Source organism: Bradyrhizobium sp. ISRA430 (assembly GCF_029909975.1).
GTDB lineage: Bacteria > Pseudomonadota > Alphaproteobacteria > Rhizobiales > Xanthobacteraceae > Bradyrhizobium.
Map to the genome: position 1 here is coordinate 1,878,672 of NZ_CP094516.1, position 22,050 is coordinate 1,900,721.

The window sequence follows — 22,050 nt, forward strand, 5'->3', positions numbered from 1 at the left end:
ACCGTTATCCCTCGAACGTCGCAACCGGCGCTCTCGGCGCTACTCGCCCTCGCGGCTCCACGGGAAGAGGTTGGCGGGAAAATCCGCTGCATAGCGCCTCCCCTTCGGGGGCGGCGGCGGCTCGTCCGGGGGATTCGGATTCGGCTCGACCACCCGCCGATAGAGGTGCCAGGTGGCATGACCGAGCACCGGCAGAGTGACAGCGAGACCGACGAACAGCGGCAGCGAGCCGAGCACGAGCAACGCTGCCACGATGAGGCCCCATCCGGCCATCGCAACCGGATTCGCCGCCACCACTCGCAGCGACGTGCGGATCGCATCGATCGCAGTCGCATGCCGGTCGAGCATCAACGGAAACGACACGACGCTGATGCACAGGGCCGCGACCGCAAACAGGAAGCCGACACCGCAACCGACGATGATGAGCCACCAGCCTTCCGGGGTCGTCAGCACGCGCGTTGCGAAGTCGGGGATGCTTGCAGCCGGCGCGTTGCCGAAGATCGTGACGTAGATTGCATTGGCGACACCGATCCAGGCCCCGAACAGGACGAGCAGGAGCACGCCAAGCTCGAGCATCGCGCCGAACGACGGCGCGCGCAGCACCTTGATCGCGTCCCAGGCACCGACCTCTTCGCCGCGCTCGCGGCGACGGCTGAGTTCGTAGAGACCGATCGCGGCAAAGGGACCGATCAAGGCAAACCCGGCGGCCAGCGGAAACAACAGCGGCAGCACCGAATAACCGAGGACCATCCTGAACAGGACGAGACCGAGAACGGGATAAATCACGCACACAACGAGCGCGTGACTTGGCATCGCCTGGAAATCCTCCCAACCCAGGCGCAGCGCCTCGGTCAGGTCGGACAAACTGATCTTGCGGATGGGATACGAGGCCGCTTCGCCGAATACATGCCGCCTCAAGATGTCGTGGGAGTACAGAGTGGCCATGAACGCACCCTCCCGTGCTGAAAATCGCGGTTTCGATAACACGCGCTTTTCAGCCACGCGTGTCCGCCTCTCGAGCGAGAAACGCGATGGGCCGAGTACCGCAACCCAGGTTCAGCGAAACGAGCCTGGCCGGACGGAACCCGTCGCGACCTGCATCACAAGCTTAGCGCGCACGGAAAACGACTGCACTCACGGTTGGGTGAATTGTGCATCCGCACATATTTGTGCGTTGCGTCAACCAAGCGGCCGCCACCTAACAGGTGCAACCGACGCTCTGCCGATTTCCCGGGCGACAGCAACGCCCGCGCCACATCAGCACGCCGACATGCTCTATTGACGCCGGGTTCGGCTGGGATCATCTTTAAACGCAGACGCCCTTAGCTCCGATGAGATTGGTGGTCACGACGGTTCTCTTGCTGTCGCGACCAGTGGAATGGGCGAGGCAAGAGGCCGGCGATGGCATAGACGCCAACCAAGAAAAGCCAGCCATCGCGACAGACGTGAGCTCCGCCCCGGATTCGTATCCGCAGCCTTTGATGGCAAGGATGGATCAGGATGGCTGTCGCACTGATACTGCTTTTGGTCGCGATCGGCTCGGTGCTGTTTCACCTCTACAGCCCGTGGTGGTGGACGCCGATCGCCACGAACTGGGCCTATATCGACCACACCATCAACATCACGTTCTGGATCACGGGCTTCGTTTTCGTCGCGGTCATCGCCTTCATGGCCTATTGCGTCTTCCGCTTTCACCACAAGGAGGGAAGAAGGGCTGACTATAATCCGGAAAACAAAAAGCTCGAATGGTGGCTTAGCGTCGGGACCGGCGTCGGCGTCGCGGCCATGCTGGCGCCCGGGCTCGTGGTCTGGCACCAGTTCGTGACGGTGCCAGCGAATGCCACCGAGGTCGAAGTCATGGGCCAACAATGGCAATGGAGCTTCCGCCTTCCGGGCAAGGATGGGCGGCTCGGCACATCCGATGTCCGCAACATCGGACCCGACAATCCGATGGGGCTCAATCGCGACGATGCACAATCGCAGGACGACGTCGTGATCGAGAACGGCGACCTGCACCTTCAAGTGGGAAAGCCGGTCAAGGTTCTCCTCCGCTCGGTTGATGTCCTGCACGATTTCTACGTGCCCGAATTCCGGGCCAAGATGGACATGGTTCCAGGCGTGGTGACGTATTTCTGGATAACACCGATCCGAACCGGAACGTTCGACGTTCTCTGTGCGGAGCTTTGTGGCGCTGCCCATTATCAGATGCGGGCCAAGGTCATCGTCGACGAAGAGCATGAATATCACGCCTGGCTGGACCAACAGAAAACGTTTGCAGAATTGTCGTCCGGAAAGGCCGTCGTGAAGGCGACGTATCAAGCCGGCAGCAAGTAGCAAGGTGCCGCCGCGAAGACAGATCGGGTGCGTGCAACCAACGCGTCGCTCCCGATGGAAACGACCGAGGAGGTTTTTCTATGGTCGATATTCCATATGAAGGGATCGCAGACATCCCGCCTGCCGAAGTACCTGATGTCGACCTCTATCATCCGAGGAGCTGGTGGACACGGTATGTCTTCTCGCAGGACGCCAAGGTGATCGCCGTTCAGTACGCGCTGACGGCTTCGGCCATCGGGCTGGTTGCCCTGGTGCTGTCGTGGCTGATGCGACTGCAGCTCGGATTCCCTGGTATCTTCTCTTTCATCGATGCCAACCAGTACCTCCAGTTCATCACCATGCACGGCATGATCATGGTGATCTACCTGCTCACCGCATTGTTCCTGGGCGGATTCGGCAACTACCTGATCCCGCTGATGGTCGGCGCCCGGGACATGGTCTTCCCCTATGTGAACATGCTGAGTTACTGGGTCTACCTGCTCGCAGTCCTGGTGCTGGCCTCGACATTCTTCGTGCCCGGCGGCCCCACGGGCGCCGGCTGGACGCTGTACCCGCCGCAGGCAATCCTCTCCGGAACGCCCGGGCAGGATTGGGGCATCATTCTCATGATGTCGTCGCTGATCCTGTTCATCATCGGCTTCACCATGGGCGGGCTGAATTATGTGGTCACGGTGCTCCAGGCGCGCACCCGCGGCATGACCTTGATGCGCCTGCCCCTCACGGTGTGGGGCATTTTCACGGCGACCGTCATGGCGCTGTTGGCATTCCCCGCGCTCTTCGTCGCCTCGGTGATGCTGCTGCTCGACCGTCTCTTGGGAACGAGCTTCTTCATGCCCTCCCTCGTCGAGATGGGCACTCTCTCGAAATATGGTGGCGGCAGCCCACTGCTTTTCCAGCACCTGTTCTGGTTCTTCGGCCACCCCGAGGTCTACATCGTCGCCCTGCCAGCCTTCGGCATCGTCTCCGATCTGATCAGCACGCATGCGCGCAAGAACATCTTTGGCTACCGCATGATGGTCTGGGCGATCGTGGCCATCGGCGCACTCAGCTTCATCGTATGGGCGCACCACATGTATGTGAGCGGCATGTTCCCGCAGTTCGGGTACTTCTTCGCCACCACGACGCTCATCATCGCCATCCCCACCGCGATCAAGGTCTACAACTGGGTGCTGACCCTGTGGCGCGGCGACATTCATCTCACGGTGCCGATGCTGTTCGCCCTCGGCTTCATCATCACCTTCGTGAACGGCGGGCTTACCGGCCTCTTCCTCGGTAACGTCGTCGTGGACGTGCCGCTCTCGGACACCATGTTCGTGGTCGCGCATTTCCACATGGTGATGGGCGTGGCACCGATCATGGTCGTGCTCGGCGCGATCTATCATTGGTACCCCAAGGTCACGGGGCGGATGCTGAACGAGGTCCTGGGCAAGCTTCACTTCTGGGCCACCTTCCTCGGCGCCTACCTGATCTTCTTCCCCATGCACTATCTCGGACTGCTCGGGGTCCCGCGTCGGTATTTCGAGCTCGGCGACGCGGCGTTCATCCCGCCCTCGGCCCATTCACTGAACGCCTTCATCTCTGTGGTGGCCCTGACCGTCGGCTTCAGCCAAATGGTGTTCCTGTTCAATCTTGCCTGGAGCCTGTTCAAAGGTAAGCCCTCGGGCGGCAATCCGTGGCGGGCGACGACCCTGGAGTGGCAGACGCCGGAGACGCCCCCCGGGCACGGCAACTGGGGCAAGGAGCTCCCGATCGTTTACCGCTGGGCCTATGACTACAGCGTGCCCGGTGCCGCGGAGGACTTCATTCCGCAGAACCAGCCGCCGCGCGCGACGCAGGTCGTTCAGGGAGCTGCTTCGTGAGCGCCATCATCCTGTTCCTGGCTGTGATCGCGGTCATCGCCGGATGGTGGCTGTCGCAACAGCGACTAATGGCAAAGCCTTGGCTGGAGGAAGGTCCGGTTGGTGACTTCCCCGGCGGTGATGCCATAACCTGGCCGGCCGCGAAGATCGGACTTGGCGTGTTTCTCGCCGTCGCGGGCGCATTGTTCGTCCTCTTCATCAGCGCCTACTCGATGCGCATGAACGAGGTGGACTGGCGGGCGCTGCCCGTGCCGCGGCTGCTGTGGCTCAACACGGGCGTCCTGGTCCTCAGCAGCGTCGCACTGCAGTACTCGTATGTGGCTGCGCGCCGAGATAACACCGAGGGCGTCATGGTCGGCCTGCTCGCGGGCGGAGCATCTGCGGTGATCTTCCTCGCCGGACAGCTCCTGGCCTGGCAGCAACTCAACGCGGCCGGATATTTCGTGGCGTCCAATCCGGCGAATTCGTTTTTCTACCTGTTGACCGCGGTGCACGGACTGCATCTGACGGGCGGCCTGGTGGCCCTCGGCCGAACCTCAGCCACGGTGTGGCGTGGCGCCGCGACCGTTGACATGCGCTTGAGCGTGGAGCTGTGCGCCATCTACTGGCACTTCCTGCTGCTGGTCTGGCTCGTCCTGCTCGGGCTCCTCACAGGCTGGACAGACGATTTCGTCAACATCTGTCGCCAATTGCTGAGCTAGGGAGGCAGGATCAGATGGCTGAGACCGTGCTGACAAATCCGGGCCAATCGCCTGCGCGGCCTGAAGGCTGGCGCGGCATCGCCGCCGACTGGGCGTCCGATCAGCGCGCCTTCAAGAACGTGTCCTGGGGCAAGGCCATGATGTGGATCTTCCTCCTCAGCGACACCTTCATCTTCAGTTGCTTCCTGCTCTCCTACATGACGGCACGCATGTCGACGACGGTGCCGTGGCCCAATACCAGCGAAGTCTTTGCCCTCAACATCGGCGATACACATATCCCGATGATCCTGATCGCCATCATGACCTTCATCCTGATCAGCAGTAGCGGCACGATGGCGATGGCCGTCAATTTCGGCTACCGCCGCGATCGTGTCAGAACCGCAGCCCTGATGCTGGTCACGGCGGCCTTCGGCGCGACCTTCGTCGGTATGCAGGCTTTCGAGTGGACCAAGCTGATCAGGGAAGGCGTCCGGCCCTGGGGCAACCCGTGGGGCGCGGAGCAATTTGGTGCGAGCTTCTTCATGATCACCGGCTTCCACGGCACCCACGTGACGATTGGTGTGATCTTTCTGATCGCCATTGCGCGGAAGGTCTTGCGCGGTGACTTCGACGTCGAGCGGCGCGGCTTCTTCACGAGCCGCAAGGGGTATTACGAGATCGTCGAGATCATGGGGCTGTACTGGCACTTCGTCGATCTCGTGTGGGTGTTCATCTTTGCCTTGTTCTATCTTTGGTGAGGTCGGCGCATGACAAACGCGGCAGTACACATGGAAGGACAGCTCCACGCTCCGGTGCATGGCGCAGTCGCAACAGCGGCCGTTCACACGAAGGGGCAACAGCACCCGATCAAGCTCTACCTCGTGGTCTGGGGCTGGTTGTTCGTCCTCAGCACCTGCTCCTTCCTCGTCGACTATTTTGGCCTTCATGGCTTTCTCAGGTGGTCGCTGATCCTGCTGTTCATGGTGGTGAAGGCCGGCCTGATCGTCGCCGTCTTCATGCACATGGCCTGGGAGCGGCTGGCCCTGACCTATGCCATCCTGGCGCCGCCGATCGCGGTGTTGGTATTTGTTGCCATCATGGTGCTCGAATCCGAATACACCCACTTGCTTCGGGTGCTGTTCTTCGCAGCCCCGTCGTAGCGGCAAGCCGAGTTCTCACTGTCACGCCAAGTTCTCACTGTCATGCCCCGCGAAGGCGGGGCATCCAGTACTCATTGGCCGGACTCGTCCCCGACGAACTCCGCCGCGGCGTACTGGATCATCCGCCTTCTCGGATGATGACAGGTAAGCGTGTAGCGAGACCGCCCGTCTCTCTCGGGTGCTACCCCTCGAACGCGTCGATCGAAGCGCGGCTGGCGGCTGACACGAGCGTCTCGTCCGGCGCGGGCAACGGTGCACCCCTGTCGCGGAAGCGGTTGGTGATGGGATAGCGGCGGTCGCGGCCGAAATTCCTGCCGGTCACCTTCACGCCGGGCGCGGCCTGGCGGCGCTTGTATTCGGCAACGTTGAGCAGATGGTCGATGTGCACGACCACCTCGCGCGCAAAGCCGGCGGCGATGATCTGGTCCAGCGGTTCCTCGCGCTCGACCAGACGCTCCAGGATGGCGTCGAGCACGTCATAGGGCGGGAGCGAATCCTGATCGGTCTGGTTCTCGCGCAGCTCCGCCGTCGGCGGTCGGGCGATGATGTCGGGCGGAATGATCTCGCCCGCAGGACCGAGCGCGCCATCCGGCTTCCACACGTTGCGCAACGCCGCCAGGCGGAACACCTGCGTCTTGTAGATGTCCTTGATCGGATTGAAGCCGCCGTTCATGTCGCCGTAGAGCGTGGCGTAGCCGACCGACATTTCCGACTTGTTGCCGGTGGTCACGACCATCAGCCCGGTCTTGTTCGAGATCGCCATCAAGAGCGTGCCGCGGGTGCGAGACTGAAGGTTCTCTTCGGTGATGTCAGGCGGCAGATTCTTGAATATATCGGAAAGGATGTTCTCGAAGCCGTTCACCGCCTCCGCGATCGGCAGGACCTCGTAGCGGATGCCGAGGTGGCCGGCGAGCTCACCGGCATCGGCGATCGAGCTCGCTGCCGTGAAGCGATAAGGCAGCATCACGCCGTGCACCTGATCCGCGCCGAGCGCGTCGACGGCGATCGCCGCGCACAGCGCTGAATCGATGCCGCCGGAAATGCCGAGCAGCACGCCGGGAAAGCCGTTCTTGGCGACGTAGTCGCGCAAGCCCAGCACACAGGCCGCGTAATCGGCCTGGTCGCCCTCGGGCAGCGCGGCGATCGGACCCGTGCAGCGCCAATCGTCACCATTCTTGCTGAAGCGCAGCGTGGTGATGCTCTCCGCAAACGCCGGCAGTTGCGCAGCGAGCGAAAGATCGCCGTTGAGTGCGAAGGAGGCACCATCGAACACCAGCTCGTCCTGGCCGCAGACCTGGTTGAGGTAGACCAGCGGCAGGCCACTCTCGGTGACGCGCGCGACCGCAACCGACAGGCGCACGTCGGCCTTGTCGCGGGCGTAAGGCGAGCCGTTCGGCACGAGGATGATCTCCGCGCCGGTCTCGGCGAGCGTCTCGACGACGTTCTCGTAGTCCTCGGATTCCTCCAGCCAGATATCCTCGCAGATCGGCACCCCGATCCGCACCCCGCGCACGATCACGGGACCGGCCGCGGGTCCGTGCGCGAACAGCCGCTTCTCGTCGAACACGCCGTAATTCGGCAGGTTGCACTTGAAGCGCAGTGCGGCGATGCGTCCCCCATCGAGTAGCGCGCAGGCATTGTAGAGCCTGCCCTCCTCGACCCAGGGCGTGCCGACCAGCATCGCCGGGCCGCCGTCCGCGGTCTCGCGCGCAAGGCTTTCGATCGCCGCGCGGCAGGCGGCCTGGAAGGCAGGCTTCTGCACGAGGTCTTCCGGCGGATAGCCGGCAATGAACAATTCCGGGAACAGCACGAGGTCGGCGCCGTCGGCCGCGGCCTGCGCCCGCGCGGCACGCGCCTTCTCGGCGTTGCCATCGATGTCGCCCACCGTCGGATTGAGCTGGGCGAGCGTGACCGCGAATTCGTTGAGACGTTCGGTCATGGGCGCCGCGCTCCGATCATCCCGCTAAACGAATCCCAATCGCTCGACCAGGGCAAAGATCCAGAACGCACCGGCCATCAGCAGCGCCACACCGACGGCGGCCGAGCCCATGTCCTTGACCCGCCCGATCTGCTTGTCGTGGTCCATGGTCAGGCGGTCGGCGAGCTTTTCGATCGCGGTGTTGAGCAGCTCGACCACCAGCACGAACGCGACGGCGCAGACCAGCTCGACCGCGCGCATGGCGGTCGCGCCGATGAACCAGGCGAGCGGCAGCGACAAGAGGAGCGCAAAAATCTCCTCGCGGACGGCCTGCTCCGAGCGGATCGCAAAGGCCAGACCGTTACGGGAATTGATCGTGGCCTTCCAGAGCCGCAGCAAGGTGTCAAAGCCCCGCTACGGCCGGCATCGGCTTGACCTTGCCAGCACGTTCCTGCTTGAGCAGCTCCGCGATCAGGAATGCCATGTCGATCGATTGTTCGGCGTTGAGGCGGGGATCGCAGACCGTGTGGTAGCGGTCATTGAGGTCCTCGTCCGTGATCGCACGGGCGCCCCCGAGGCACTCGGTGACGTCCTTGCCGGTCATCTCCAGATGCACGCCGCCGGGATGCGTCCCCTCGGCCGCGTGGATGGTGAAGAACGATTTCACCTCCGACAGGATGCGGTCGAACGGCCTCGTCTTGTAGCCGGTCGTCGAGGTGATGGTATTGCCGTGCATGGGATCGCAGGACCAGACCACCACTTTGCCCTCGCGCTTCACCGCGCGGATCAGGTTCGGCAGATATTCGGCCACCTTGTCGGAACCGAAGCGGCCGATCAGCGTCAGCCGGCCCGGTTCGTTGTCGGGGTTGAGCACGTCGATCAACTTCAGCAGCTCGTCGGCCTTCAGCGAAGGACCGCACTTCAATCCGATCGGGTTCTTGATCCCACGGAAATATTCGACATGACCGTGGTCGAGCTGACGGGTACGGTCGCCGATCCAGATCATATGGCCGCTTGTCGCGTACCAGTCGCCGGTGGTGGAGTCGACACGGGTCATGGCCTGCTCGTAGCCGAGCAGCAGCGCCTCGTGGCTGGTGTAGAAATCGGTTGCGCGCAGCTCGGGATGGCTCTCGAGATCGAGGCCGCAGGCACGCATGAAGTTGAGCGCGTCGGAGATGCGATCGGCCAGCTCCTTGTAGCGGCGGGACTGCGGGCTATCCTTGAGGAAGCCGAGCATCCACTGATGCACGCTGCCGAGATTGGCGAAGCCGCCGGTGGCGAAGGCGCGGAGCAGGTTCAGCGTCGCCGCGGACTGCCTATACGCCATCAACTGGCGCTGCGGATCCGGGACGCGCGCCTCCTTCGTGAACGCGATGTCGTTGACGATGTCGCCGCGATAGCTCGGCAGTTCGACGCCGTTCACCTTCTCGGTCGGCGAGGAACGCGGCTTGGCGAACTGACCGGCGATGCGGCCGACCTTCACCACCGGGACGGCGCCGGCATAGGTGAGCACGACCGCCATCTGCAGCAGCACGCGGAAGAAGTCGCGGATGTTGTTGGCGCCGTGTTCGGCAAAGCTCTCGGCGCAGTCGCCGCCCTGCAGCAGGAAGGCCTCGCCGGCCGCGACCCGCGCCAGCGCCTTCTTCAGGTTGCGCGCCTCGCCCGCGAACACCAGCGGCGGAAAGGTCGCAAGCTGCGCCTCGACGTCGGCCAGCGCCTTGGCGTCGGGATAATCGGGGACCTGTAGCACCGGCTTGCTGCGCCAGCTCTCGGGCGTCCACCGCTCGGACATCGCAATCTCTCCGTGAAGCAAAAAGTACAACCTGATCTGTGGGTTGCGAAGGGCCGCGTTATACACAGGCTGGCAACCGACCGCCAGTTGTAAATCCGTTTCGCATTGCAACCTCTTGCGAGGAAAGCCGAATTCGCATTTGCTGTAAACTGCGGGGAAACTGGAAGGACGCCGGCGCCCATGGAAGCGGCACTGGACGTCTTCGTCGACGATATCACCTTCCCGGCCACCGACGGCTATTCGCTGGCCGGCACCCTGTTCCTGCCGCGCGGCGCCAAGCGCCATGCCGTCCTGATCGATTCGGCAACCGCGGTCCCCCGCAAGATCTGTCGCGGCTTTGCCTCCTGCCTCGCCCACCGCGAGGTGCTGACGGCGAGGCCGTCCGAGGTCGGCGCCAAGGCGATCGGCCATTTCAGCTTCTTCCGCGCCGAGCACCGCGACACGCTGTGGCGCGGCGTGGCGGAATGGATCCAGGCGGAGTGAGACCCTGGCCTAACGAATGAACGTCGTCAGAGACGAATAGCGCTTGCCGGACCTTGGTTCCCTGGGCGCGAACTGCGCGAAGGCGTCGCTGACGCGCGCCGCCGGCGCCGTGCCGCTTGCAAATCGAAACTCCCTGGATCGCGGCGCGTAGAAATCGCTGCTGTAGTAGGTGTCGTCGAAGCGCGCCTCGCCGATGCCGAACAATGCGTCGCACACGAACAGGAGCGCCCAGACTCCCGCGACGGCCGCGATGATCTCCTTGAGAACAGACATGCTGATGCCCCGCCTTTTGCGGGAAGGATGCACGTCGGTTCCAAAGCTCAGGTTTAAGGCGGCGCGGTTCTTGCGCGCAGGGTTTGCCGCCGCTGAGCGGGTTGGGAACAATTTTAACGATCTTAAAAAGCGAAGCCCGCCTGACCAAATGATCGGGCGGGCTCCAGAGCTGGCCGCTCGGAGGTATCGGACGGCCAGGTTCATCCAGACGACCTTGGGCTCGGTGCGATGCACACCGTGCGGTGACGGCAACACCGAGCCGAGGTGACCTCAACCGTGCCCCATCTCCTTGCGATGCGCGTTGTCGGCGAGCCGATCGACCCATGCGATGCCGATCGCGGAGATGATGAAGGTCAGGTGGATCAGCACCTGCCACATCACGCCGGTCTCGGTGAAATTGCTGCGCGTCGTGCCGAGATTTCCCGCTTCGATGAAGGTTCGAAGCAATGAGATCGAGGAGATGCCGACGATCGCCATCGCGAGCTTGATCTTGAGCACGCTGGCGTTGACGTGGCTCAGCCACTCCGGCTCGTCCGGATGGCCGCGCAAATTGAGGCGCGAGACGAAGGTCTCGTAGCCGCCGACGATCACCATCACCAGCAGGTTCGAGATCATGACGACGTCGATCAGCCCGAGAACGGTGAGCATGATCTGCTGCTCGTTGACGTCGAACCAGTGCGCGGCGAGATGCCAGAGCTCCTTCAGGAACAGCAGCACATAGACGGCCTGCGCGACGATGAGGCCGACATAGAGCGGCAACTGCAGCCAGCGCGAGCCGAAGATCAGCTTCGGAAACAGGCCGATCGGCGGCTGGCCCGCGGAAGGTGCTTGGGCTTTGGACGTCATTGATCACTCCGGATTGCGGACAAGAGTTTTGGCATCAGAGGCTCGCAATAACCGGCGCGAGCTCGAGCGAGCCGCGATAGATCATCTCGACCGCGACATAGACGATGATGGCGAGACCGACATAGGCGATCCAGCGCTGCTTCTGCAGCACGCGGCCGAGCAGGTCCGCAGCGACGCCCATCATCGCGACCGACAGCAAGAGGCCGAAGGCGAGGATGTAGGGATGCTCGCGCGCCGCGCCTGCAACCGCCAGCACATTGTCGAGCGACATCGAGACGTCGGCAGCGACGATCTGCGCCGCCGCCTGGCCGAAGGTCTTTCGCGGTGCCGGTGCGCCATTTGCGCCGCCGCCATGGCTGAACGCAAGCTCGCGCCTGTGCGAAGATTGCTCGCGCAGCTCGCGCCACATCTTCCAGCACACCCATAGCAGCAGCACGCCGCCAGCGAGCAACAGGCCGATCACCTGCAGGAGCTGGGCCGCAATCCCGGCAAAGACGATACGGAGCGCGGTGGCTGCGGCGATGCCGACGATGATGGCGCGGCGGCGCTGGTCCGCCGGCAGGCCCGCCGCGGCGAGGCCGATGACGACGGCGTTGTCGCCGGCCAGCACCAGGTCGATCAGCACGACCTGGAACAGCGCAGCCAGCGCGTCGGCGGCGAGAAATTCAGTCATGGCGGATCATTTTTTGCTGCGGACGGATCGAGCCAATGCGGCTTGCGCCGCTCGACCCAATCGAGGACCTTCGAACGCGAGGCGCGCAGCGCGGGTACGTCCTCGGCAAGCAGCGCCAGACCAAGCGGCAGCATCCAGATGCCGAGCACAGGCAGGAAGGAGAGCACGCCGCCGACGACGAGCAGCGCGCCCGAAGGAATCCTGACCCAGCGGCTTGACGGACGGAGCAGGTAGGAGACGGCATCGCCCATGCGCGGCGGCAGACGATGAACCAGCGCGTCAAAGCGCGCGTCGCCACCGGTCGACTGGCCGTGGGCGCCATCACGCGTCGTGCGCTGGTCCGGAATCGTGCTCATGCTCACTCCGCGGAGGCCGCAGGTTGCACGGCATGCGCGGTGCGGGACGGGACCTGTTTTGCCCGTGGCAACACCAGCGTCAGCAGGCGCAACAGCTTGATCGCCTGCACCTCGTGAGGATGCACGTCCTCGTCCGCGGCCGCGACGCGCTCGGACAGATCCATGAGATGGGCGGCGAGCGGCAGATCGGCGACCGGCCGCAGCGTGTCGATCACCACGTTGGCGAAATCGGGCTGTTCGAGCCGCTCGGCGAGCTCGTCGAATATCGCGATGAGCCTGTCATCGCCGATGTGCGGCGCCAGTCCGCGGTCCCTGATGAAGCGGATCACCTCGTCGCGCTCGACAGGCGAGACGCGCCGGTCGGCGACGGCGACGAGCGCGCCGGCAATCACCAGCGCCACCGCAGCCTGCTCATTGAGGCTGGACGGCTCCGTGATCTCGATCTCGAGCGGATTTGAATGGTTGGCGTGAGACATCGTTGCTCCTCATCATTGCGCAAATGGCCGCGAGGAAGAGCGATGAGGACGATGTCGGAGAGAACAGACAGGCTGGGCCCGACGATCGGCCGATCCATCGCATTCGCGCGCGGGACAGGTCATCCGACATCGCGAGGTTTACCGACACCGTCGGTGTCCTCGCCAGAGGGGCCCGGATTCTTGTTGCTCTGAGAGATAACGGCGACCGGATCGGAATCAAGGCGGCACCCGTGCGACCAGCCGCCGCATCGGTTCCATGTTGCGATATGCGGGCAAGCCAGCTCAGGCGTCGGCGTTCCTGCGCGCCGGGGCACGATCCGGCTGTTTATGCTCCCACGTCTGTCACGACGCCGCAACATCCCCAGGTGTACGCAACCGCCTCCACACCGTCATTGCGAGCGCAGCGAAGCAATCCAGGCTGTTGCTGCGGAAAGACTCTGGATTGCTTCGCTGCGCCCGCAATGACGAAACTGGGGTCGGCTGCTGCCCCACAGTCGACACGGACGGCCGAACAGCGACGCCGCCTTAAAAACTCCGCGGTTGTTGTAGGCAACGTCCTGTGACACCATCCGAGCGCCGAGTTTTCATAGCCTTTCAGATGCCCTATGCGACGCCGGAAATATGCTTGGGAAACGCTGTCGGATGAGCAGTTGCTCAAGCAGCGCCTCAGTAGCCTGAGGGTTACGGTCAAAGGCACCTGGCTCGAGGATTGCGTCCACACTTTATACGAGGAGCTCGGCGAGCGGGGCATCCGGCTGCGGCCACACACGTGGATATCGAGCGAATGGTTTAGTCCGGCAAACGTGCCCGGCATTGCCATCCCGTTCTATCTCGCCCATCCCCGCCTGATGAAACTCGAGAAGAAGATGATGCTCGACGTCGAGGGCGGCGCTTGGTCCGAGTGCATGGCTATCCTCCGTCACGAGGCGGGTCATGCTTTGCAACACGGCTACCAGCTTCAACGTCGCCGGCGTTGGCAAAAGCTATTCGGCCCTTCTTCGAAGCACTACCCGCGCTACTACCGGCCCAATCCGGCCAGCCGGCGTTATGTCCAGCATCTTCGGCTCTGGTACGCGCAGAGCCATCCAGACGAAGACTTTGCCGAAACCTTTGCCGTGTGGCTGCGGCCGCGGTCCAACTGGCGAACACGTTATGCTGGCTGGTCAGCGCTGAAGAAGCTAGAATATGTCGACGAACTGATGGACGAGATTGCGGGGAAACCGCCGCTGCTCACGACGCACGAGCGCGTCGATCCACTGCGCGAACTCAACCAGACGCTTGGTGAACATTACCAAAAGAAGCAGGCGTTCTACGCTTTCAAGCCACCGAAGACCTACGACCGTGACCTGTCTCGGCTCTTTTCGAACGATCCACGGCATCGCCGGAAGGAAGCGGCATCAGTCTTCATTAGGCGACACCGGGCCCAGATCAGGCAGTTGGTGGCACGATGGACCGGCGAGAACCAACTTACGCTGGATGCTGTGCTGGACGGCATGATCTCCCGCTGCCGCGAGCTCGATCTGCGTGCCGTCGGCCCTGAGCGGAGGCTCGTGATGGACTTTACCGTCCTGTTGACTGCCAAGACGATGCACGCGCTGTTCGGGCCGTCGCAGCGCAAATGGATCGCGCTATGAGGCGCCTGCGTATCCTGGTTCTCATGCATCCGGACTTTATGCCTCCGGACTCTACCGACGGATACACCGAGCGACAGATCAATGAATGGAAGACGGAATACGACGTCGTAAGTACCTTGCGCGCGGCTGGCCATGACGTTCGTCCGCTCGGCGTTCAGGAGGAAATCAAGCCGGTGCGCGACGAGATCGACGAATTCAAGCCGCATGTGGTCTTCACGTTACTGGAGGAGTTCCACTATCAGACTGCGTATGACCAGCACATCGCGAGCTACCTCGAGTTGATGCAGATTCCGTACACAGGGTGCGGTCCGCGCGGCCTGGTGCTGGCGCGAGGCAAGGACTTGTCGAAAACGCTGGTGCATCATCGCCGGATCGCGGTGCCGGCCTTCGCGGTGTTCCCGATGCGTCGCAAAGTCAAAAGGCCTGCCCGCCTTTCGCTGCCGCTTATCGTCAAGAGCCTGAACGAGGATGGATCCCGGGGTATCTCGCAAGCTTCCGTCGTCGATACGGACGAGAAGCTCGCCGAGCGCGTCGCCTTCATCCACGAGCGGATCGAAACCGCTGCCATCGCGGAGCAATTTATCGAGGGACGAGAGCTCTACGTCGGCGTGCTCGGCAATAATCGGCTACGAGCTCTGCCGGTTTGGGAGTTGAAATTCGGTAGCATGGGAGGCCACGGCGCCCGTCACATCGCCACCGAGAAGGCCAAACACGATCCCACCTATCAGGAGCGCGTCGGAATTGCAGATGGGCCCGCCGACGACCTCGCGCCGGAAGTATCCGCCCGTATTCAGCGAACGGCGAAACGCATTTACCGGACACTGGGGCTCGATGGATATGCGCGCATCGACTTTCGCCTCTCGTCCGATGGCACGCCGTATTTCATTGAAGCGAATCCCAATCCCGAAATCGCCAAGAGCCAGGAATTCGCAACAGCGGCTCGGCATGACGGCCTCGACTACCCGGACCTGTTGCATCGCATTCTGGCTCTGGGAATGAGACGGGCAAAAGCGGGTGTATCCATAGGCTGAAAGGCAGCAAGGAGGCGCCGAAGCGGACATGGGACCCGGCCACGCAACGTGTCGGCGAATGACCCACGCGAACGTCGAGTGGACCTTCGGCAAGTGCTGCCAGCATAGACTGCGCCCACATCATTCCGGCAGGCCGGCCGCGTGCAGCGCGCGGCCAAGTTTCGATGCCAGCTCCGCCTCGCAGTTGACCCCGGCGAACTGGTTGCCGACGCGGAAATTCGGCTGCAACTCCAGAACGCAGGCAGCCGCCGCCCTCGCCTCGTCGAGCCGCCCGAGCGCAGCGAGCGATGCTGCGAGCTGGACCCAGGTGATGCTGTGCGCGGGATTGGCGAGATTGGACTTGTAGGCTGCGCTTGCCGCCTCCTCGTGGCGATCCCTGCGGAAATGGCCGAGCGCCTGCGCATCATAGGCGGCAAAGGCCCACGGATCGTACGGACTGAGGCGCATGCCGCGCTCGCTCCAATCGATCGCACGCTCCGCCTCACCAGCCCAGCCGGCGACGACGCTGCCGAGAATCCAGGCCAGCGCAGTCGAGGGGCTGAGCGCAAGCGCCGCCTCGAATGCGGCGAAGGCCGCCTGGCGGTCATGAGCGTCCATGCCGAGCGAGAAGCCGGCAAAGGTCAGCGCGAGCGCATCGTCGCGCCCGTGCTCGATTGCAAGTCGCGCGTGACGGACCGACGCCAGCCGGTCCTCTTCCTTCAGCCCTGCCCGCAGAAACCGATTGTGATAGCTCATCGCTGCCAGGCCGTGAGCCAGCGCATAGGTGGGATCAAGCGCCATGGCCCGCTGGAGCTCCGGCAACGCGAGCGCCGCACGATCGGGCATGCCCGAGTCGACGTCGGGCTGGGCGCGCAGCACGAGTTCGTAGGCATCGAGACTGTCAGGGCGTTTGCGTCGGATGCGCTCGACCTCGGCGCGACGCAGGCTCGGCTCGATCGCACCGACCACGGCGAGCGCGATCTCGTCCTGCAAGGCGAACAAATCGCCCACGGTTCGATCATAGCGCTCGGCCCAGATATGGGTGCCGCTTCCGGCGTCCGCGAGTTGCACGTTGATGCGGAGGCGGTCGGCGGCGCCCCGCACGCTGCCCTGCAGGACATAACGCACGCCGAGGTCGCGGCCCACCTGCTTGACGTCGGCGACGCGGCCCCGCCAGACGAAGCTGGAATTGCGCGCGATCACGAACAACCATCTGATCCGGGACAGCCCAGTGATGATATCGTCGGCCATGCCGTCGGCAAACCAGGCGGCTTCGCCTGAATGCTCGAACGGCAGTACGGCGATCGACGGCTTTACCGGCACCAACAGCGCAGTCCGATGGCCGGCTTCGTCCGCATTCGCCTTGACGCATGCCACCGGCGGGCCGACATAGCGGTACCCGCGACGCGGCAACGTCTCGATCCAGCGTCCTCCGCCGTCCTGCTCGAGCGCGCGCCGCAGTGCGGCGATCTGCACCGTGAGATTGCTTTCCTCGACATTGAGCCCCGGCCACGCGGCATCGATCAACGCATCCTTGCTGACGGGAGACCCGGCACGTTCCAACAGGATGCGCAGCAGTGCCGCACCGCGTTGGCCAAGCAATGTCGGCGCGGTGCCGCAAAACAGCGCGCCCGTCTCGGCATCGAGGGCAAAGGCGCCGAACTTGTAGGTGTCTGGTGCGGGCTGCGGGGCCATTTCGGGGACATTTTGCAACAATTTCGGAGGTCTTTCACGACCTTTGGAGGCGGCGAGAGCAGGCTGAGGCTCCCAACCACCGCAAATTGGAGCGTTTGGAGATGAGTGCAAAGCCGATCATCCGCAGGCCCGGCGAAGGCAAGCAGGTCAGGCTTGCCGGCCATCCCATGGCATTTCTGGTCACCGGCAACGACACGCGACACACCTCGATGTTCGAATGGACCATTCCGGCCGGCTTCTCGACCGGCCTGCATGTTCATCGCGTGCAGGAGGAGACGTTCTATGTCCTGGAGGGCGAGTGCGACTGGCAGGTCGGAAACGAGCGCGTGCGGGCCACGCCCGGCACCTACCTTTTTCTCCCGCCGGGCGTGCCACACAACATCGGCAACTCCTCCGACAAGGTCGCCCGCGTGCTCATGACGGTGTCCCCGCCCGGCCACGAGCGCTACTTCGAGGAGCTGGCCGAGACCGTGGCGCGCGGCGGCGCGGCCGATCCCGCCGAGATCGCGGCTTTGCGGGCCCGCTATGACACGGATCAGCTATCGGCACTGAAGAGTTAGCCCCGCGTTGTCAATTTGGACGCCATGTGGGCTGGGTCGCGTTGATTGAGAGCGACCCGGCTGATATCAGGCAGGCAGCGTATGCAAATACATTCAGCTCGCGCAGGAATGCGCCGTTATGCGCTCATTCCTGACGACAGCTTGAACCAGCTTGCGCGCGACGCCATCAAAGTCCGAGAGCTCGAGATAACCTTGAGCATAGGCTTCCCGCGTCAGGCGCTCAATGCGATGGTCGTCACCGGTCGACCATTGTTTGGCGATGTAGTCTGCGCCGGGCTGCCCAAAGATTTCAGGATAGCGTTCCATTTGGTTCTGGCGGTGGTAGTAGTATTCATTGATGGCGCTGATAAACTGCTTCCGCCCATCTCCCGCACAGCGCGCTCCGTAGGGACGCTCGAACGCCAGAGCAGCTTCGCTGCGCTGGCTTGCTCTCCCTTTCACCAGATACACTTCGTCGGAGCCATAGCCCGGACCGTCGATCGCCGTTGGGCGCTGGACTGTGTGTTGCGGCGCGAACGCCCACGCGGCCACCTGACACACGATAAGGGCCCAGATGATGAACCAGCCACGGCTCATTTGGAGTTCGCCGTCGCGCGTTGTCGCGGCAGGCACACTGGAGACGGATCGGACCACAAGCCAGGCCCCGCGAAGGCAAACACAGCGAGGCGGATATCCTCTGGAAAATCCTCCTGGACGACGCCTTTTTGTTCGAACGCCTCAGCAAGCGCCGCCTTAACGCGAATATCCAGCGGTGTTGAATAGGCCGCATTCGCCTGATCACGTTTCTTTTCGCTGCAGAACATCCCCAGCGCCGGATTTGGGCAGTCGTAAATCTTGATCCAGCCTCGCGCATAGGCGGACGTGGCTGCGATGAGGTTCGCTTTCATGGTCTTGTCGCACGGCGACATGGCGTAAGCGGTGCCTGCCTGGAGCGCGTCCATCCGCAGCGCATCGAGTTGTGGATCCTTGTCGCTTTGTAGGGTGTGCTCGGCTTCCCACATTTTTCGCTCACGAGCCTTTGCGCTCTCATCGCCGAACGACGCACTGAGCGTGGGCTTCAACCCACCGGTTGGTGAAGAGGTCGAAACAGGAAAGCCGCGAATCGCCCAGGAGACGCCGACGAATGTGGAGACGAACGCCATACATGCGAGAAGAGCAAATCGGCTCATGATGCGCACTCAAATTAGCCGCCACAACCTAGCCGTGTTACGTTAAGAGAAGTATTAATTTGCGGGTTCCGCTGCACAGGGTAAATGAACGTCTAAGAATGCCGTGCAGATTGAGCCACCGACGTCACCGAATGAGCCGTTTGAAGCATTCGCATCGCACGAGGCAACAAAGATCGGATTGTAGCCATCGGCTTCATGGTCATTTACATCCTTGGATTGCGTTAAACGTTGCTGAACACGTCGCAAGGCATAACCGCCCGCACGTAGCGACGCGGAGGACAACGACATGTGGCAGCCAGTTTGGCAGTTCCTGACCGCATCGGCTGTCGCACTCGGCTCTCTGATCGTGCCAGTCAGTGGGATCGCTCAAAACGCTCCTGCTCTGCCGACCCAGAGTCCCGGCCAGCCGCCGAGGCCCGTCGTCGCGTTCGATCTCGATGCGCATATCGCACAATCATTGGCGCCGGGCCTGCGGTATTATGCATTCCAGGAGCAGATCAAGGTACCCTTCAACGTCCATGACCTTGATCGCGACGGCGCGATTACGGAGGTCGACCGTCAGCGCAACCGCTCGAAGCATGAAGCCATGCATCGCGCCCATCAGATCGCCCTGATGCTTCAAGCCGATCTGAACAGTGACGGCATTATCACCACCGACGAACTCACGATCTTCGCGCGCCACCAGTCGCATTTTATCCCGGGAGAAGGACCCGAGAGCGACGCCCGGCGGCTCGAACAGGCACGGCGAGTCGTGGAGAGCCGAATGCGCGCCGATACGAATGGCGACGGCCGGATCGATTGGGACGAGACCTTTGCTTACGCGCGGAAATTCCCGGCGGCCCCGGGAACCGATTTCGACGCGCCTTACCGCATCCTGGTGAGCTATGACGCCGACGGCGACGGTAAGACCACGTTCAAAGAATATGCCGAAGCGATGGAGCTGCGCTTTGCGGCCGTCGATACCGACGGAGACGGCGTGACCTCGCGCGCCGAATTCGATGGCTATTGGCAGCGCGCAGGTCTGCCGGCGCCGCGCGTCAACGAGATTCAACCAAGCTACGACGAAAAGCTGGCCATCGAGTGCGCTGTCCCCAAAGCCGGAAAAGATCTCAGGTTCGTGCTCTTCAACGGGCATGAGCCGCTCGCGTTGTCGACGGCAGCGCTCGGTTCGCAGGATGAGGAAACGCGTACAAGGTCATCATCGAGCCCGGCGGCGAGCCGCTCTATCTGGTCATGATCGCGTGGGATCGCATGATCTGGCAGTTCGAAGGCGCAGTCTACCGCGTGAAGCGTGTCATTCTGGCCGGCGGAGCGCCCAACGAAGGCGAATATCCGGCGGTCGGGGCCACTGGCCTCCCAAGTGAGGTCGTCACAATTGCCAAAGCAGGCCGGTGCAACAGCTTCTGGGTCAACATGACCGAACGCAATCCGAAAGAGACATCGTATAGGAGCAAGCTTCTTCTCGGACGCGACCCGGACATTGTCCTGACGGCCAAGCAGATGTGGAATGTGAAGCTGCCGTCGGGAACGACATCGATCCCGGATCCGGCCGACGCAGACAAAATATTCTCCAACCTTAATCCTGCCTGGCGCGAGGTTCGTGCGGATTTCCTCCGCTCCTATCCAGGTGGATTGATGTCGGTCGATGCGGCGGCCGTCATCGGTGCACAGGCCGTCACGCGTTACGAGGTCTTGCCGCAGGAGGCCGGCCTTTTGCAGCTCCTGACCGACGGAACACTGGTCCGCAATGGACGTGGCGAATTCGTCGTCACCCGTCAGACCCGCTTCCCGGCGGGGCTCGCCGGAGGTCATTCCGTCAGCTTCGTCGTCCCCAACGGCGTGCCGCGGCCGGCAGGCAATCCCGGCCACTCCAAGGTGACAATGGAGTAGCGGCATGATCTCCCGAATTCTTAGAGAACCGTCATTGCTCGCGCCGCCGTTGTTGGCGGTTGCAATTCTCAGCAACGCCGCTTGCGCTCAACCCGCACCAACTCCCGCGGCATCGGCGCGATCGCTACTTGGGCGCTCCACCCTGGCCGGCGAGACGCTCGTGCAGTACCTCGACAGGCGCGGCGAGGAGTTTCGCAAATTCGACGTGGATGGCGATAGCGAAATCACTGAAGCCGACCTCAAGCTGCAACGTCAGATCAACGAAGCCGCCGTCCGCGCGGGAGCGCTGTCCTCGCTTCTCCAGTTCGACCTCGATGGCGACGGCGTCGTGACTCGGGACGAGATCGAAACTTACCTCGCCGGAAACATGATGATGATATTGCTGTCGCAGAGTCGCGGCGACGCCGCCGACGCCGACCGTCAATTCCAATCGGCGGTGACGCAGGCGATGGCTCCGGACACCAACGGCGACGGTCGCATCGATGCCGCGGAGATGCTTGCAACAGCCGCGAAGCACGCAATCCGCTTCGGTGGCAATTCGCTGCAATGGGTCGCACTCACACTCGATGAGAATGGCGACGGGCGCGTCACGCGGGTGGAATATCTGCGGGCTGCGGAGGCAATTTTTTGGACCATCGACAGCAACGGGGACGGCGTCCTCTCCAAGGAGGAGATCGATGCATTCAGCAAGCAGGACGTTCAGGCGACGAAAACTACCAAGTGATAGCCTTACTCCGCCCCTTGCCCCAGCCGCTCGACGAGATGCGCGCGCGAGGGAGCAGGCTCGAACGGATCGGCGAAATATTGCGTCTCGTGCGCGACCAGGTCGTCACGGAATTCCATAATGCTCACCACGTAAGATGGCACACCGTCATAGGTCAGGACGAATTCCGTCACCCATAGATCGCCGCCGCCGACAATTCGCCGGACCGTGAGGCGTTTCCTGTTCGGTTGAAGGAAACGGCTCTCCTGAATGTTCCCGCGACCGTGGATCCGCTCACCCGATTGCGGATAATCAAGCACGGCATCATCGCGATAGATGTCATGCTCGGCCTCGAAATCGTTTGCGTCCGAAGCATCCCAATGGTGCTGAAGCGCCATCATCTTGGCCCGATCATCCATATCGACCTCCGATCCAGGCTTCCCTCATCGACCCAGCAGCACACTCTTGAAGCTGCCGCCTCCGGGAATGAAGCTATACAACGCGGCCCTCACTTCGTACTGATCACGAGCGTGAGATAT

At 62.8% G+C, this 22,050-nt stretch carries 24 protein-coding genes and 1 pseudogene; 12 read left to right on the forward strand and 13 right to left on the reverse strand.

Going from position 1 to position 22,050, the window contains the following annotated elements; all coding sequences use genetic code 11:
* Positions 1–39: 39 nt before the first annotated feature.
* On the reverse strand, positions 40–945 hold the full coding sequence (locus tag MTX21_RS09600; RefSeq protein WP_280964557.1) for a DUF2189 domain-containing protein: 906 nt from the start codon (positions 943–945) through the stop codon (positions 40–42).
* A gap of 555 nt (positions 946–1,500) precedes the next feature.
* Here MTX21_RS09600 and MTX21_RS09605 point away from each other — a divergent pair.
* The 5 genes from MTX21_RS09605 (at position 1,501) to MTX21_RS09625 (ending at position 6,033) form a co-directional block, all read left to right on the forward strand.
* Positions 1,501–2,334: a cytochrome c oxidase subunit II gene (locus tag MTX21_RS09605; protein ID WP_280964558.1), complete on the forward strand. Its 834-nt coding sequence runs from the start codon at positions 1,501–1,503 to the stop codon at positions 2,332–2,334.
* A gap of 80 nt (positions 2,335–2,414) precedes the next feature.
* Complete coding sequence (locus tag MTX21_RS09610) at positions 2,415–4,193, forward strand: cbb3-type cytochrome c oxidase subunit I (protein ID WP_280964559.1); 1,779 nt, start codon at positions 2,415–2,417, stop codon at positions 4,191–4,193.
* Positions 4,190–4,894 carry a cytochrome c oxidase subunit 3 gene (locus MTX21_RS09615; RefSeq protein ID WP_280964560.1) on the forward strand — a complete coding sequence of 235 codons (705 nt, stop codon included), beginning with the start codon at positions 4,190–4,192 and terminating at the stop codon, positions 4,892–4,894. The genes MTX21_RS09610 and MTX21_RS09615 overlap by 4 nt, the downstream gene beginning before the upstream one ends.
* Before the next feature lie 14 nt (positions 4,895–4,908).
* On the forward strand, positions 4,909–5,631 hold the full coding sequence (locus tag MTX21_RS09620; RefSeq protein ID WP_280964561.1) for a heme-copper oxidase subunit III family protein: 723 nt from the start codon (positions 4,909–4,911) through the stop codon (positions 5,629–5,631).
* Positions 5,632–5,640: 9 nt separating this feature from the next.
* Positions 5,641–6,033: a cytochrome C oxidase subunit IV family protein gene (locus MTX21_RS09625; RefSeq protein WP_280964562.1), complete on the forward strand. Its 393-nt coding sequence runs from the start codon at positions 5,641–5,643 to the stop codon at positions 6,031–6,033.
* A 181-nt stretch (positions 6,034–6,214) separates the two neighbouring features.
* Here MTX21_RS09625 and MTX21_RS09630 read toward each other — a convergent pair whose 3' ends face one another.
* From MTX21_RS09630 to MTX21_RS09640, 3 genes are read right to left on the reverse strand one after another with little or no spacing between them, the layout of a single operon-like run.
* Positions 6,215–7,972 carry an NAD+ synthase gene (locus MTX21_RS09630; RefSeq protein ID WP_280964563.1) on the reverse strand — a complete coding sequence of 586 codons (1,758 nt, stop codon included), beginning with the start codon at positions 7,970–7,972 and terminating at the stop codon, positions 6,215–6,217.
* 24 nt (positions 7,973–7,996) lie between these two features.
* Complete coding sequence (locus MTX21_RS09635) at positions 7,997–8,350, reverse strand: diacylglycerol kinase (protein ID WP_280964564.1); 354 nt, start codon at positions 8,348–8,350, stop codon at positions 7,997–7,999.
* Between the two features lie 4 nt (positions 8,351–8,354).
* Positions 8,355–9,743 (reverse strand): 3-deoxy-7-phosphoheptulonate synthase class II, encoded by a 1,389-nt coding sequence (locus MTX21_RS09640; RefSeq protein ID WP_280964565.1) that lies wholly within the window; start codon positions 9,741–9,743, stop codon positions 8,355–8,357.
* 180 nt (positions 9,744–9,923) lie between these two features.
* Between MTX21_RS09640 and MTX21_RS40065 the strand changes: the two are divergent.
* A pseudogene (locus MTX21_RS40065) lies at positions 9,924–10,115 on the forward strand (alpha/beta hydrolase); the annotation flags it as partial.
* Positions 10,116–10,235: 120 nt separating this feature from the next.
* On the opposite strand, the gene MTX21_RS09650 reads toward MTX21_RS40065, so the two are convergent.
* The 5 genes from MTX21_RS09650 to MTX21_RS09670 form a co-directional block, all read right to left on the reverse strand.
* On the reverse strand, positions 10,236–10,499 hold the full coding sequence (locus tag MTX21_RS09650; protein ID WP_280971368.1) for a hypothetical protein: 264 nt from the start codon (positions 10,497–10,499) through the stop codon (positions 10,236–10,238).
* Between the two features lie 270 nt (positions 10,500–10,769).
* Positions 10,770–11,345 (reverse strand): TIGR00645 family protein, encoded by a 576-nt coding sequence (locus tag MTX21_RS09655; RefSeq protein ID WP_280964568.1) that lies wholly within the window; start codon positions 11,343–11,345, stop codon positions 10,770–10,772.
* Positions 11,346–11,379: 34 nt separating this feature from the next.
* Positions 11,380–12,018, reverse strand: coding sequence for a TerC family protein (locus MTX21_RS09660; RefSeq protein WP_280964569.1), 639 nt, complete (start codon positions 12,016–12,018; stop codon positions 11,380–11,382).
* Complete coding sequence (locus MTX21_RS09665) at positions 12,015–12,374, reverse strand: hypothetical protein (RefSeq protein WP_280964570.1); 360 nt, start codon at positions 12,372–12,374, stop codon at positions 12,015–12,017. The genes MTX21_RS09660 and MTX21_RS09665 overlap by 4 nt, the downstream gene beginning before the upstream one ends.
* Before the next feature lie 2 nt (positions 12,375–12,376).
* The gene (locus MTX21_RS09670) at positions 12,377–12,850 is read right to left on the reverse strand and encodes a tellurite resistance TerB family protein (protein ID WP_280964571.1); all 474 of its coding nucleotides are present in this window, start codon (positions 12,848–12,850) and stop codon (positions 12,377–12,379) included.
* Between the two features lie 605 nt (positions 12,851–13,455).
* On the opposite strand from MTX21_RS09670, the gene MTX21_RS09675 reads away from it, so the two are divergent.
* Both MTX21_RS09675 and MTX21_RS09680 read left to right on the forward strand, forming a co-directional pair.
* A complete protein-coding gene (locus tag MTX21_RS09675; RefSeq protein WP_280964572.1) occupies positions 13,456–14,484 on the forward strand; it encodes a putative zinc-binding metallopeptidase in 1,029 nt (342 codons plus the stop codon).
* The gene (locus tag MTX21_RS09680) at positions 14,481–15,515 is read left to right on the forward strand and encodes an ATP-grasp domain-containing protein (protein WP_280964573.1); all 1,035 of its coding nucleotides are present in this window, start codon (positions 14,481–14,483) and stop codon (positions 15,513–15,515) included. Before MTX21_RS09675 ends, MTX21_RS09680 begins: the two co-directional genes overlap by 4 nt.
* A 120-nt stretch (positions 15,516–15,635) precedes the next feature.
* Here the strand turns inward: MTX21_RS09680 and MTX21_RS09685 are convergent, their stop codons facing one another.
* Positions 15,636–17,189 carry a winged helix-turn-helix domain-containing tetratricopeptide repeat protein gene (locus MTX21_RS09685; RefSeq protein ID WP_280964574.1) on the reverse strand — a complete coding sequence of 518 codons (1,554 nt, stop codon included), beginning with the start codon at positions 17,187–17,189 and terminating at the stop codon, positions 15,636–15,638.
* A gap of 101 nt (positions 17,190–17,290) precedes the next feature.
* Here MTX21_RS09685 and MTX21_RS09690 point away from each other — a divergent pair, with 101 nt between their 5' ends.
* Positions 17,291–17,749, forward strand: a complete 459-nt coding sequence (locus tag MTX21_RS09690; protein ID WP_280964575.1) for a cupin domain-containing protein — start codon at positions 17,291–17,293, stop codon at positions 17,747–17,749.
* 93 nt (positions 17,750–17,842) lie between these two features.
* Here MTX21_RS09690 and MTX21_RS09695 read toward each other — a convergent pair whose 3' ends face one another.
* Both MTX21_RS09695 and MTX21_RS09700 read right to left on the reverse strand, forming a co-directional pair.
* Positions 17,843–18,325, reverse strand: coding sequence for a hypothetical protein (locus tag MTX21_RS09695; RefSeq protein WP_280964576.1), 483 nt, complete (start codon positions 18,323–18,325; stop codon positions 17,843–17,845).
* On the reverse strand, positions 18,322–18,918 hold the full coding sequence (locus MTX21_RS09700; RefSeq protein WP_280964577.1) for a hypothetical protein: 597 nt from the start codon (positions 18,916–18,918) through the stop codon (positions 18,322–18,324). The genes MTX21_RS09695 and MTX21_RS09700 overlap by 4 nt, the downstream gene beginning before the upstream one ends.
* A 457-nt stretch (positions 18,919–19,375) precedes the next feature.
* Between MTX21_RS09700 and MTX21_RS09705 the strand changes: the two genes are divergently transcribed.
* Genes MTX21_RS09705 through MTX21_RS09715 form a run of 3 tightly spaced genes read left to right on the forward strand, consistent with a single transcriptional unit; the run spans position 19,376 to position 21,532 of the window.
* Positions 19,376–20,155 carry an EF-hand domain-containing protein gene (locus tag MTX21_RS09705; protein ID WP_280964578.1) on the forward strand — a complete coding sequence of 260 codons (780 nt, stop codon included), beginning with the start codon at positions 19,376–19,378 and terminating at the stop codon, positions 20,153–20,155.
* Positions 20,152–20,808, forward strand: coding sequence for a hypothetical protein (locus tag MTX21_RS09710; RefSeq protein WP_280964579.1), 657 nt, complete (start codon positions 20,152–20,154; stop codon positions 20,806–20,808). The genes MTX21_RS09705 and MTX21_RS09710 overlap by 4 nt, the downstream gene beginning before the upstream one ends.
* A 34-nt stretch (positions 20,809–20,842) precedes the next feature.
* A complete protein-coding gene (locus MTX21_RS09715; RefSeq protein WP_280964580.1) occupies positions 20,843–21,532 on the forward strand; it encodes an EF-hand domain-containing protein in 690 nt (229 codons plus the stop codon).
* Positions 21,533–21,537: 5 nt separating this feature from the next.
* Here MTX21_RS09715 and MTX21_RS09720 read toward each other — a convergent pair whose 3' ends face one another.
* Positions 21,538–21,930: a nuclear transport factor 2 family protein gene (locus tag MTX21_RS09720; RefSeq protein ID WP_280964581.1), complete on the reverse strand. Its 393-nt coding sequence runs from the start codon at positions 21,928–21,930 to the stop codon at positions 21,538–21,540.
* Positions 21,931–22,050: the final 120 nt, after the last annotated feature.